Raw genomic sequence first — 12,056 nt, forward strand, 5'->3', positions numbered from 1 at the left:
AGAGTGCGAGGCAAAATCAGTATGTATAGAGGTGTTCAACAGATGGATGAATGGTACAAACTTGATAATGCAGGGAAGTTGTTCCATGCTGTATCGGAGCAAGCAAATTCTTCGGTCTTCCGGGTTGCTGCAATTATGAAGAACACAGTACAACCAGCTAAACTGCAACTTGCGTTGGACGATGTTCTCAAACGCCTCCCTATTTTCTCAGTAAAGCTTCGAAAAGGGGTTTTCTGGGATTTTCTTGTAGAAAATAAAGAAAAGCTTTATGTTCAGCTTGAAAACCAATATCCATGTGCACCAATTGATCCGATAGAAACAAGCGGGTTTTTATTGCGTGTTATTTATTATAAAAAACGGATTGCTGTGGAGTTTTTCCATTCTGTAACTGATGGAACAGGGGCTTTAGAATTTATTAAAGCACTCATTTATTATTATCTATCTCATCTTGGAGAAGATGTGACCTATGAAAGTACATTAATCGATATTCATAATCAGCCAAGCTATTATGAAAGAGACGATAGTTACCAAAACTATGGGACAGATGAAAAGGCAGAGAAATTTAAAGAGACGCCTTCATATCAGATCCGCGGTATTTCCATGGATCAAACCATTACTGTGCATGGAAAAATGAGCGCAAGTAAAGTGCATCAACTTGCCAAAAAGTACGGAACAACGATTACCGCTTTTATCACGGCCGTTATAATTGCAGCTATTTATAAAGAGAGATTACAGTATCGAGCATATAAAGAAGAGATAAAGATTGCTATCCCAGTTAACTTACGGAGCCTTTTCCCTTCCAGTACACTCCGCAATTTTTTTGGTGTTGTCAATATCGGCATGTCTGTGACAGAGAAGATGACTTTAGAAGAAATAATCGAAGAAACATCGAAGCAATTGCGTGAGAAAGTGCAAAAAGAAAGCTTGCAGCAAAGTATTAACGATCGAGTGAAATGGCAAACTAGATTGACAGCACGATTTATTCCGCTCCCGCTTAAATACCATGCAATTCGGTATGGTTATAGAAGTTTTAGTGAGCGCACCAAAGCAATGACCTTGACAAATATGGGGAAAGTACGGCTTCCTGACTCAATGGAATCACATATTGATCATATGGAAATGGTTTTATACCCGACAAAGAAAAGCCCAATTAACGCAGGGATGATCGCGGTCGGGGATGAACTCGTCATCACATTTGCAAGAATGATACAAGAAGCGGACATTATCCGTACTTTCTTTAGAGAGCTTTCCGAGACATATAATTTGGAGATAGAAGTATATTCCAATGATAGCAGGTGAAACCAATGCAACATTATTGCTCAAATTGCAAGACCTATACAAAACAACAATATTGTCCATTATGTAAACATGAGCTTTCTGCTAAATTGGAAGATAACCCGTATTATCCCGTCTATGAAACCAAGGTCCACCGGCGTCGCTTTGCACAACGAATCGTTTTATTTATTGCGACTTTTGTTATTAGTACATGCTTATTAATCAATTTATTAACTGAACCGAATCAATTATGGTTCTTGTATGTATTGGGGCCCGTTTTATATGGATTGTTATTAATTAATCATACAATCCTCTCTAAAGCACATACTGGCTCCAAAGTCATTTTTCAAGTTATTGCCCTTTCCATTATGCTTTTTATTCTGGATGCTGCATCTGGAAGTTCAAAATGGTCGATCCACTACGTTATTCCTTTTCTTGTAATGCTTGCTACATTGTTTGTAACCATTATTGTACTGAGAAAGCCAATGAAATGGCGGGAATACATTGGGTATATGACGACAATGATTATTTTAGGCTTTCTTCCCGTCATTCTTTTTCTAAGCTCATGGTCAACGGTGTTATGGCCGAGCGCGGCAACTGCCTTATATGCCCTGCTAACGCTGATTGGGATGATACTATTTTCAGAAAAAACGATGAAGAATGAAATTGTGAGGAGGTTCCATTTCTAATAATAAAATACAGGATATTGTGTCTTAGTTTTTCATTCTCTCTATTGAGTGGAGAATAAAAAACTAAGACACAATGAAAGTTTACTTTATATTTGTGCTACTACACCTTCAATACTCAGTCCGTCTACACCTGACTCGGAACAGCCCATACCTAATTTTTATTGGTTGTCATAGCTTGTGACAGGAGAAAAAGAATGGTAGTGGTGATCGCTATAACAATAAAAATTATGCCGATAAACACCGTCAAGAAGTAGCAAACCCCATAAAAGCTCCTGCAATGATGAACATTTCCATATGCTCTGAGAAACCAGCCTAATACTAAATAAGATTAATCTAATAAAAAACATTTTTCCCGCTAATCCTGTCCCGAAGCTACCTGCCAATAGAATGTAATCCACTGTACTATTTTTAGAGGAACAGAGGAGCAGTTTTTTTCTACTATAACGGTATGTCAAAAATATTGAATTTCTAAGAAATATACTTTGAGTGTGGGTTATATTAAGAAGGAATTTATCGAAAGAAATAGAAATATGTATTAAAGGCTGGGACAGAAGTATTTTCACCCAAAAAGTTGAACTACTATGTATCTATGACCTATAACCCGCTTGGGAAATACCTATAGCTTGTAGTCATGCAGGTGTTGCGACGTACAGGACGTAATGCAGATGATGAATCAGGACGTAGCGCTATGAGTCTACGTAAGGACGGCGCGTATTTAGCCTTACGTACTTTTTAAAAATTTGGTCATGTGGAGCCCAAATTTGTTTCACCATTTGGAGTAATGGTAGAAACTAATTGTAATAGGAAGCCTTTCACTATTCTAGAAAGCTGCTGGCTTTTTAGTGGGTGTAGGTAGATAGTAAATGTTACTCTTTCTCCAGCATAGGTTGATTGTGATTGGGGGCTAGATGTTCCATAGATCAATAGAAAGGAACAAATATGAGCTTTTTATCCCATTTTAAATTCCAACGTTTGCAGTGGAAATTAACCTTATACTATATATGCATTACCATTATCGTTCTTCTTGTACTCGAAATAATAGCGATAATCCTTTTTTTTAGCTTTGTTACATTTAATAAAAGCCGAGTGCTTGAATTTCAGGTTGGTATTCAAGCGCAAGTCTTAGCAACTAATTTTAATGGGCCTTTTATGGATAGGAATAATTTAAAGAAGTCCTTAGAGGATTGGCCAGTTGAGATTGGCATGGAATTCGAAGGATATTCCATGGTTATTGATCCTGAAGGGGAAGTTATGGCCATTTCTAAAAAAGGATCACATGATATTGATATCTCTTCTGAACTACCTAAAAAGGCCCGAGCAAATGTGCAAAGAGCTTTAACACTTGATCCTTCTGAGGCACGGGAGATGAGAACATATAGTTACGAGCAAGGTGGAGTTATTTATATAGTTGCACCTTTAGCGAATGAAAAAGATGTACGTGGAACATTAGTCCTGGTGGCTCAAAATATCCAGCTATTCTCTACGAATTTTTGGAAGGGTACATACCAGATCTTTGGCCTAAGTATTGTAACCTTTTTATTTGGGGCGGCGATTGTAGGTGTGGCGTTTGGAATTTTTACTTCTCGAAGTTTGGTACGAAGAATTAGGGGGATTTTGACTTCTACTGATCAATGGAGCAAAGGCGATTTTACAACATTTGTGGAAGACTCCTCTAACGATGAACTGGGGCAGCTATCACAAAGACTTAATGAGATGGCCCGGCAGCTTCATCATTTGTTACAAGTACAACAAGAATTAGCGGCACTTGAGGAGCGGAATAGGCTTGCAAGGGAGCTTCATGATAGTGTGAAGCAAGAACTATTCACCCTCTCCATTTGGCTCAATACAAGCAAGTCTTTTTTGGAAAAAGATGAGCAATCCTCTAGGGAATATTTAATGAAAGCCGAGCAATTACTACATCATATACAGGCGGAATTAAGTGCATTAATCCACAAATTACGTCCTGTTGAACTTGAGGGTAAGAACCTATCACATGCCTTGGCAAATTATATTACCTTGTGGCAAGAGCAAAGTGGAATTTCTGTGAAGCTTGAAATTTCCGGATATCATCCTGTTTCCCCCATCATTGAAGCAGCATATTTTCGAATCACACAGGAAGCTTTAAGCAATGTAGCCCGTCATAGTAAAGCAAGCCTAGTAACAATTCACTTGGTTTGTGAAGAAGTTGTTATTCTTTCAATTCAAGATAATGGGACTGGGTTTGACATACCCGATCGCGCATATTCAGGCATTGGTCTATCTTCAATGTATGAACGGGTTCATAAACTAAACGGTCAAATCAATATTCAAAGCGCCCCTGGGGATGGTGTAAGTATTACCGTACAATGTGAACAAACTGGTGTCCCAAATGTTCATGAAAAAGAAATGAGTACAATCGAAAGGAGTGAATAAAAATAACGAAGATAGAGCCGATTTCAATTTTAATCGTTGATGATCATGCTATAGTGCGCCAAGGCCTAATGACGTTATTCATGATAGATCATGATTTTCGAGTCGTGGGGCAGGCCGAGAAGGGGGAAACTGCTGTATCACTCGCAAAGGAATTTGTACCAGATGTAGTATTAATGGATCTTGTTATGCCCGGCATCAATGGGGTAGAGGCTATTCGGGAAGTCAAAAAAGTAAGTCCACGTTCGCAGGTCATTGTACTTACTTCTTATCATGAGGATAAGTATATTTTTCCCGCACTTCGAGCAGGTGCGATTTCATACGTCCTGAAAGACATTGAACCTGAGCAATTAATTAAAACAGTTAAAAGGGCTGTAAACGGAGAAACCGTCATGGATTCACAAATTGCCACCAGAGTGGTGCAAGAGATACGTGATACAAAACAATCATCTTCTAATCCCTTTTCTGAATTAAGTGAACGTGAACTTGAAGTACTAAAATTGATCGCGAATGGCCTCACAAATGCTGAAATAGCAGAGCAATTGTTTATTAGCGAGAAAACGGTGAAGGGGCATGTTAGCAATATTTTAAGTAAGCTTCATATGCTAGATCGGACAAAAGCAGCTGTTTTCGCCTGGAAACAAGGCTTTATGCAATCAGAAGAATAAAAGGAAACAATATTTAGAGTTTGTCTATATCATTAAGACTGTTTCAAAGGAAGTCTTCGTCGCTTCGATTCATATGAAGCGAGTGGAAGGAAGTCTTCTTTTGAAACATTTCTTTTTAATGTGTTATGTATGCCATTGCATAACCGGACCTGAGAACTGTTCATAAACGGTTCTGTAGATTCGTTTCAACATTGGCCACCCATAGTAAGATGAATAGTGTTCATTATCAAATAGCAGAGAGTTTTTTTAAAAGAATAAATCTGAGAAACCGCAAAGTTGTCTTTAGTAGTTTGATGAGGCAAGCGGTAAAAAGGAAATTTAGTACATGTCATGTTATAGCAATATTTATACTTGCGGTCGCCAAAACATGGCGGAGGAGACCTAGCTCTTTATTCGTATGGTCCGCCAGATGTATTACGTATCATGGATATGAAAGATCCACAGATGAGTCTATGGAAACGGGGTTGTGAAGCGGATCAGAGTGATTACTCCAGATGGTATAGATGCTGCTTTAGATGCAACAGGATCTGACGAACTTAGAGCATCGATGGAGCTTGCTAAGAATAAAGCTCGTATACAAACGCTGGTCGCTGGTGAACCCGTTCAAAAGCTTGGCATTCAACCGATTTTTGGTACATGATCTAAAACAAGAATCCAAGAACTCGTTGATCTATATGAAAAGGACAAATTGCATATTCATATTAGAGAGCGTTTTCCCTTATGTAAAGCTAATGCTGCCGCTCATAGGAAGGTTGAAAGTGGTCATGGACGTGGGAAAGGTTGTTCTAGCAATCAGTTAGTTCTCAAATGAAATATCAAATGAGAGCAATATAAAGGGCTAGAGGAGTTCATTTTGTTGTTAAGGAAACTATAAAATTCTTGGCTTGTGGATAATTTTGAGTTTTATCGTCTAGCTCCAGCGCCCAGCGCCCAGCTCCTAATCAGCCGTCTTTCGCATTTCGTGTATCCTTTATCTCAGGGCTACAGGATGTAGGTCAGGACAGCGTTGCGCCAGGACGGCGCGTTTTTAGCTGTTCATCCTTACTATGAAAGTTTGTACGTCGCTAAACAGGCGCTTGCGCTTTTCTTGTTATGGGGTGAAAGTAATGGAGTCGAATTTAAGTACGAATAAATTGGTAAAAACCACATGGCTATCCAAATGGTCACACTGGGTTGGATATGTAGCAGCAATATGGTCTCTATGTTATGGATTACTTGGTATTTATTGGTTTTTTGGCGGAGCGGGCTTTCCGTTCGGAGAAAATGATCCCCGTGGGGAGATGATGGGTTCCTACCTAGCAAGTCTTCGGAGTGAATCAGGTGGGGGTATTATTGCCACTGCCGGATGGATTGGATTTATAGCAGCGTTTGCAATGGTCAATAAGTGGGGGAAGGGAATAGCAAGATATATTTTACTTACCGTTGCTTGGATATTTAGTGCTTTGCTTATATTGATTGTTCCCGATTCAAGAATTATGCAAAATTTTGCCTATTTGTTTATGTTTCATTTTGACTTAATTGATTGGATTGTTGTCCATCAAATTTTTTGTATCATCGGTGGTTTTATATGGGGTGCCGCAGCTATAGCTTATTCCCGGACATCACGGAATGCATGTAGTAATTGTGGTAGAACCCCTGGAAGGACTACTGCAGGATCTGCAGCTCGGTGGGGAAGATGGTTTACTTATATGGCAGTAATCTTTGCCCTTCCCTATGGGATGGTTCGTTGGGCCTGGGCGTTAGGAATTCCGTTGGGCACGAACAATATGTCCATTGTTGGGGATTTTAGTGGTGAAGCTATCTTGGGTGGACTATGCATTGGTGGTGGAATTTTGACTTTCGCCCTTATTAAAAGGTGGGGGGAAGTATTTCCAAGGTGGTGTTTATTTTTAGCGGGAAAACAAGTCCCAGTTTTTGTTGTTGTGATGCCAGCGATGTTAATGTCGGCAATTATTACTTTATCTGGTCTGAAGGTATTTCCAGCAGTTTTTTCTATGATCATTCATGGGGCAATCACGAGCGAGAATTGGGGAGAAATGGCACCGACCTTGTCATGGCTTCCTTGGGGGGCATCGCTTGGAGTAGCAACATGGGCTTATTACCAGAGAAGAAGAAGCCGATGCATGCATTGTGGAAATATTTAAGAGGGTTTTTTTTAGATACTATCCCCTTCTAGAAACTTCGTCTTCCATTTAAAGGTTATGCTCAACAAACAAATAACTTAGCAGAACGTAAAAAGATTTTACGCGCAACAGTAATAGGATGCGGCATAATTGGTATTGAAGTTTTGGCAGAAATAGCTACTTTTCTAAGAAGCAGTGATCGATACCATCATGAGGTGGTATCTTTGGGTATAAGAGTCATTTGACATACCTACAGGGGGTATAGTATAATAAATGTAAAGAGGAAATAGAATGAACTAGTCATTCAAAAGGGAGAGAATGGGTCTGGATGATGACCAGTAATTTTTTTGGTTTGACAATACCTAACTAGGGTATGGTAATATGGAAATGAATTAAAAATAGGAGGGAATCTCGATGACAAATAAAACACTTAACGTACAAGGTATGTCATGTGGACATTGTGTAAATTCTATTGAAGGAAGTGTTGGGGACCTAAACGGTGTCGAAACCGTAAAAGTTCATTTGCAAGCAGGAAAAGTCGATGTAACCTTTGATCCAGAAAAGGTGGACTTGAAAGATATCACAGAAGTAATCGAAGAACAAGGCTACGATATTGCCTAAGAATAAAGCGAGTAGGCACACGGACGATTGTGCCCAGGATAGGATAGTTCTTTTGTTTACCTATACGTAGATAGGGTATAATGAAAATATAAATAGGAGGTTGTTTTAATGACAAATAAAACACTTAACGTACAAGGGATGTCATGTGAACATTGTGTAAATTCGATTGAAGGAAATGTTGGGGACCTAAGCGGTGTCGAAACCGTAAAAGTCCATTTGCAAGCTGGAACAGTGGACGTAACCTTTGATCCAGAAAAAGTAGACTTGAAAGATATTATAGAAGTGATTGAAGAACAAGGCTACGATATTGCCTAATAGAGGATGTTCAAAGTAAGGATCAAAGGCTAAATTCGCGACATCCTGTCGCAACGCCTTTGTGACCTGCGTCCTGCAGGACTCCAGTCAAAATGACACTGCGAGAATAAAGATCCTTCGACTAAGTTCCGACACGTCCTGTGTCGAACGTCGAAGTCAGCACTTTTAGCCGACTCAGTCCTTTTTATTCTCCTTTTTGAACACACCATTAGGGTGGTCGTGCTTCTGTAGCACGATCCCCTTTTTTAGAAAAAAATATACCCTTATAAGGTATTTGTAAGGAGGGAAACAACAATGGGAGCACAAAAAGAAGTAAGTTTACAAATCCAAGGCATGACTTGTGCTGCATGTGCCAATAAAATTGAAAAAGGTCTAAATAAGATTGATGGTGTGGTAGATGCCAATGTCAATTTTGCGATAGAAAAAACAAAGGTTGTATATGACCCAGAGAAAACAAATGTACAAGATTTTGAAGCTAAAATCGAAAAATTAGGTTATCAGGTGGCCTATGATAAGCAAACATTTGATATATCTGGGATGACCTGTGCCGCATGTGCGAATAAAATTGAAAAACGACTTTCGAAAATGGACGGGGTTTCCAACGCGACGGTGAACTTTGCCTTGGAAAATGTCACGGTCGATTATGACCACGGTCAAGTGACAACGGGAGATATGATCGAAGCGGTAAAAAAGCTCGGATATACCCTAAAGGTTCCAACATCCAAAGAAGAAACGGCGAATAGTAAGGATGAAGAAGTAAGAAATCAAACTGGAAAATTCATCTTCTCCGCGATTCTAACATTGCCTTTGCTATGGACAATGGTTACGCATTTTAAGTTTACGTCTTTTATCTATTCACCAGACATGCTAATGAATCCTTGGGTGCAATTAGCATTAGCGACTCCTGTTCAATTTATCGTTGGGGCCCAATTTTATCGAGGGGCGTATAAGGCATTGCGCAATAAAAGTGCCAATATGGATGTACTCGTTGCATTAGGTACATCTGTTGCATATTTCTATAGCATTTTCCTCGGTATTGAATGGCAAATGAACGGCCAAGCGGGGATGCCAGTTCTCTACTTTGAAGCTGCGTCAGTTATTATCACATTAGTTATTCTTGGAAAGCTTTTTGAAGTACGTGCTAAAGGACGTACAGGTCAGGCTATCCAGAAATTGCTTGGTATGCAAGCTAAGACAGCACGAGTAATCCGCAACGGGAACGAGCAGGAAATAGCCATTGAAGAAGTCATCGTGGGAGATACCGTTATTGTTCGTCCAGGCGAAAAAATTCCAGTTGATGGGCAAATTATAAAAGGTGAATCTGCTGTAGATGAAGCGATGATCACGGGAGAGAGTATCCCTGTCGATAAAAAAATGGGCGATAATGCCATCGGTTCAACGATTAATAAAAATGGAATCTTAACGATTGAGGCAACAAAAGTTGGAAAAGATACGGCGCTATCACAAATTGTCAAAGTGGTAGAGGAAGCGCAAGGAAGTAAAGCGGATATACAACGAGTCGCTGACCGTGTATCAGGTATTTTCGTACCGATTGTAGTAGGGATTGCTATCGTGACATTCCTAGTTTGGTACTTCTTCGTCGAACCTGGCGAATTACGTTCAGCACTTGTTCCAGCTATTACAGTTCTTGTTATTGCTTGTCCGTGTGCACTAGGCTTAGCGACACCAACATCGGTTATGGCTGGGTCAGGAAGAGCAGCGGAACTTGGTGTTTTATTTAAAGGTGGAGAGTATTTAGAAAATACACGCTTACTAAATACGATTGTTTTAGATAAAACAGGAACAGTAACTAAAGGAGAGCCAGAATTAACAGATGTTCTTCCTCAGCAAGAATTTACGGAGGAAGAGGTACTATCTTTGGTGGCTTCTGCTGAAAAAAGTTCGGAGCACCCGCTTGCAGAAGCAATTGTAAAAGGGGCGAAAGATAAAGGCGTTAAAGTAGAAGAAGTAGACTCCTTTGAAGCCATACCTGGCTATGGTATTCGCTCTACAATTAACCAACAAACGATTTTTGTCGGGACAAGAAAACTTATGCAACAACAGAATATTGATGTTACTTCTGTAGAAGAAGCAATGGCGAAATTAGAATCTGATGGAAAAACAGCCATGCTGATTGGGGTGGATCAACAGTTAGCAGGAGTGATTGCAGTAGCTGATACGGTAAAGGACACATCAAAAGCAGCAATTAAAAGAATGCACGAACTTGGCTTAGAAGTCATTATGCTGACAGGTGATAATGAACGAACAGCACAAGCCATTGGAAAACAGGTTGGCATTGACCGTGTTATTGCAGAAGTTGTACCAGAGCAAAAAGCTGATGAAATTAAGAAATTGCAACAAGAAAATAAAAGAGTAGCCATGGTCGGTGATGGTGTGAATGATGCACCAGCTTTAGCGATTGCCGATATCGGAATGGCGATTGGCACAGGAACAGATGTAGCCATTGAAGCAGCTGACATTACGCTTATGCGAGGAGATTTACACAGTGTAGCTGATAGTGTAGAACTGAGTACGAAAACAATGCGTAATATTAAGCAAAACCTGTTCTTCGCGTTTATCTATAATTCTGCTTCTATCCCGATTGCTGCCATTGGATTGCTGGCTCCATGGGTTGCCGGAGCTGCGATGGCGTTTAGCTCTGTATCTGTTGTACTCAATGCCTTGCGGTTACAACGCTTGAAGCTAAAGGGAGGGCAGTAAAGCTATGTCAATCAAAAAATGGGTTTCTCTAGGTATTATATATGTAGTATTGGTGGTCCTCGCATATGGCTTAATGACTGGAAATAACCCTTTTCAAAGCGGGAAATTAGAGCATGACCATGAAACTTCAGAAGTTAACAAGGAGGAAGAGACTATGGATCATAGCGAGCACAATCATCATGGCCATCAGGTCGAATCAGAGGTTCATACAAATGTAACGTATAATGATGGAAAAGTCTTTATTGAATTGGAAGATCATACAGGTGCGGCACCTGAACTAGCTATTGAACATGAAGCAGAAATGCACTTCATTATGGTTTCCAATGACTTGGAGAACTACTATCATCTACACCCAGAGAAGGAACAAGAGGGAACATATGCCGTAAGCCAAGCTTTAAATGATGGCACCTATCAAGCCTTTGTCGATATTGCCCCAGAAAATAAGGCGTACCAGATCGCTCCAAATCTTGTTCAAGTTGGAACGAACGAAACGGATAAAGTAAGCCTAGAGAGTGAGGATAATTGGACAAAAGAAGTCGATGGGAAGACCGTCACTTTAGAAGATGTTCATGCAACAGTTGGAGATGAAGTCCCTTTGGTATTTGATATGCATGGAGAAACGCCTGATTCCTATCTAGGTGCCCTAGGGCATGTGGTGATTGTGGATGAGGATGTTGAACAATATATTCATGTTCATCCAGCATCTGATGATACAACAACGTTTAACGCGCATTTTTCTCAACCTAGCATGTACAAAATCTGGGCTGAATTTAAGTTTGATGATTATGTTCATGTCTATCCATTTATTATTGAAGTACAGGCATAAACAAAGGAGTGAGGTTTTGAGATGAAAAATTATCAACTTGAAGTCTACACTAGACCTACTTGCTCAGATTGCCAAGACTTGAAAAAATTCTTGCAGAGTCAGCATATTCCTCATAAAGAATACGATTTAGCAAAAGAACCATCAAAAGAAAAAGATCTGATAAAGATAACAGGAAGCAGAATTGTCCCAGCACTTGTATTTTCTCAACCGTCCTTCCTAGGATGGTTGAGAAAACCAAGGAGTCTGATAGGGTTCGAACGGAATAAACAAGAGATAAAACAGCTATTAAATGTGGATAACTGATAATATATTGCTGTTATGTTGTATCTATCACCAAAGCAGCTCTCAATAAGGTTAGTTGAAAGTGATACCTAATAGGGGTATAATGAAGATATATAACAAAAGGAAG

The 12,056-nt window shown here is 39.7% G+C and carries 12 protein-coding genes; all 12 read left to right on the forward strand.

Annotation, left to right across the window (positions count from 1 at the left end):
• Positions 1-42 precede the first annotated feature (42 nt).
• The 12 genes from KI375_RS18765 to KI375_RS18820 all read left to right on the forward strand — a co-directional run bounded on the left by KI375_RS18765 (position 43) and on the right by KI375_RS18820 (position 11,950).
• Positions 43-1,299 carry an acyltransferase gene (locus KI375_RS18765; RefSeq protein ID WP_212974975.1) on the forward strand — a complete coding sequence of 419 codons (1,257 nt, stop codon included), beginning with the start codon at positions 43-45 and terminating at the stop codon, positions 1,297-1,299.
• 5 nt (positions 1,300-1,304) lie between these two features.
• On the forward strand, positions 1,305-1,964 hold the full coding sequence (locus KI375_RS18770) for a DUF6320 domain-containing protein (RefSeq protein WP_212974976.1): 660 nt from the start codon (positions 1,305-1,307) through the stop codon (positions 1,962-1,964).
• Between the two features lie 939 nt (positions 1,965-2,903).
• Complete coding sequence (locus KI375_RS18775; RefSeq protein WP_244852826.1) at positions 2,904-4,376, forward strand: sensor histidine kinase; 1,473 nt, start codon at positions 2,904-2,906, stop codon at positions 4,374-4,376.
• Between the two features lie 80 nt (positions 4,377-4,456).
• Positions 4,457-5,041: a response regulator gene (locus KI375_RS18780; RefSeq protein WP_244852828.1), complete on the forward strand. Its 585-nt coding sequence runs from the start codon at positions 4,457-4,459 to the stop codon at positions 5,039-5,041.
• 466 nt (positions 5,042-5,507) lie between these two features.
• Positions 5,508-5,681, forward strand: coding sequence for a hypothetical protein (locus KI375_RS18785; protein ID WP_212974977.1), 174 nt, complete (start codon positions 5,508-5,510; stop codon positions 5,679-5,681).
• 12 nt (positions 5,682-5,693) lie between these two features.
• Complete coding sequence (locus tag KI375_RS28015; protein ID WP_374706874.1) at positions 5,694-5,852, forward strand: zinc-binding dehydrogenase; 159 nt, start codon at positions 5,694-5,696, stop codon at positions 5,850-5,852.
• A gap of 295 nt (positions 5,853-6,147) precedes the next feature.
• Positions 6,148-7,185, forward strand: a complete 1,038-nt coding sequence (locus tag KI375_RS18795; RefSeq protein ID WP_244852830.1) for a hypothetical protein — start codon at positions 6,148-6,150, stop codon at positions 7,183-7,185.
• Between the two features lie 393 nt (positions 7,186-7,578).
• Positions 7,579-7,785, forward strand: a complete 207-nt coding sequence (gene copZ, locus KI375_RS18800; RefSeq protein ID WP_212974979.1) for a copper chaperone CopZ — start codon at positions 7,579-7,581, stop codon at positions 7,783-7,785.
• Between the two features lie 108 nt (positions 7,786-7,893).
• On the forward strand, positions 7,894-8,100 hold the full coding sequence (gene copZ, locus KI375_RS18805) for a copper chaperone CopZ (protein ID WP_212974980.1): 207 nt from the start codon (positions 7,894-7,896) through the stop codon (positions 8,098-8,100).
• Between the two features lie 294 nt (positions 8,101-8,394).
• Positions 8,395-10,821 carry a heavy metal translocating P-type ATPase gene (locus KI375_RS18810; protein WP_212974981.1) on the forward strand — a complete coding sequence of 809 codons (2,427 nt, stop codon included), beginning with the start codon at positions 8,395-8,397 and terminating at the stop codon, positions 10,819-10,821.
• A gap of 4 nt (positions 10,822-10,825) precedes the next feature.
• Positions 10,826-11,647 (forward strand): hypothetical protein, encoded by an 822-nt coding sequence (locus KI375_RS18815; RefSeq protein ID WP_244852832.1) that lies wholly within the window; start codon positions 10,826-10,828, stop codon positions 11,645-11,647.
• Between the two features lie 21 nt (positions 11,648-11,668).
• A complete protein-coding gene (locus KI375_RS18820; RefSeq protein ID WP_212974982.1) occupies positions 11,669-11,950 on the forward strand; it encodes a glutaredoxin family protein in 282 nt (93 codons plus the stop codon).
• The last annotated feature ends 106 nt before the right edge of the window (positions 11,951-12,056 follow it).

Origin of the sequence: Bacillus sp. J14TS2, from assembly GCF_018333015.1 — a bacterium.
Lineage (GTDB): Bacteria > Bacillota > Bacilli > Bacillales > Bacillaceae_C > Lederbergia.

Excerpts from the sequence above, each read along its gene's own strand:
- KI375_RS18765 (WP_212974975.1), top strand. The coding sequence starts at position 43 with ATGGATGAATGGTACAAACTTGATAATGCAGGGAAGTTGTTCCATGCT.
- KI375_RS18770 (WP_212974976.1), top strand. The coding sequence starts at position 1,305 with ATGCAACATTATTGCTCAAATTGCAAGACCTATACAAAACAACAATAT.
- KI375_RS18775 (WP_244852826.1), top strand. The coding sequence starts at position 2,904 with ATGAGCTTTTTATCCCATTTTAAATTCCAACGTTTGCAGTGGAAATTA.
- KI375_RS18780 (WP_244852828.1), top strand. The coding sequence starts at position 4,457 with ATGATAGATCATGATTTTCGAGTCGTGGGGCAGGCCGAGAAGGGGGAA.
- KI375_RS18795 (WP_244852830.1), top strand. The coding sequence starts at position 6,148 with ATGGAGTCGAATTTAAGTACGAATAAATTGGTAAAAACCACATGGCTA.
- copZ (WP_212974979.1), top strand. The coding sequence starts at position 7,579 with ATGACAAATAAAACACTTAACGTACAAGGTATGTCATGTGGACATTGT.
- copZ (WP_212974980.1), top strand. The coding sequence starts at position 7,894 with ATGACAAATAAAACACTTAACGTACAAGGGATGTCATGTGAACATTGT.
- KI375_RS18810 (WP_212974981.1), top strand. The coding sequence starts at position 8,395 with ATGGGAGCACAAAAAGAAGTAAGTTTACAAATCCAAGGCATGACTTGT.
- KI375_RS18815 (WP_244852832.1), top strand. The coding sequence starts at position 10,826 with ATGTCAATCAAAAAATGGGTTTCTCTAGGTATTATATATGTAGTATTG.
- KI375_RS18820 (WP_212974982.1), top strand. The coding sequence starts at position 11,669 with ATGAAAAATTATCAACTTGAAGTCTACACTAGACCTACTTGCTCAGAT.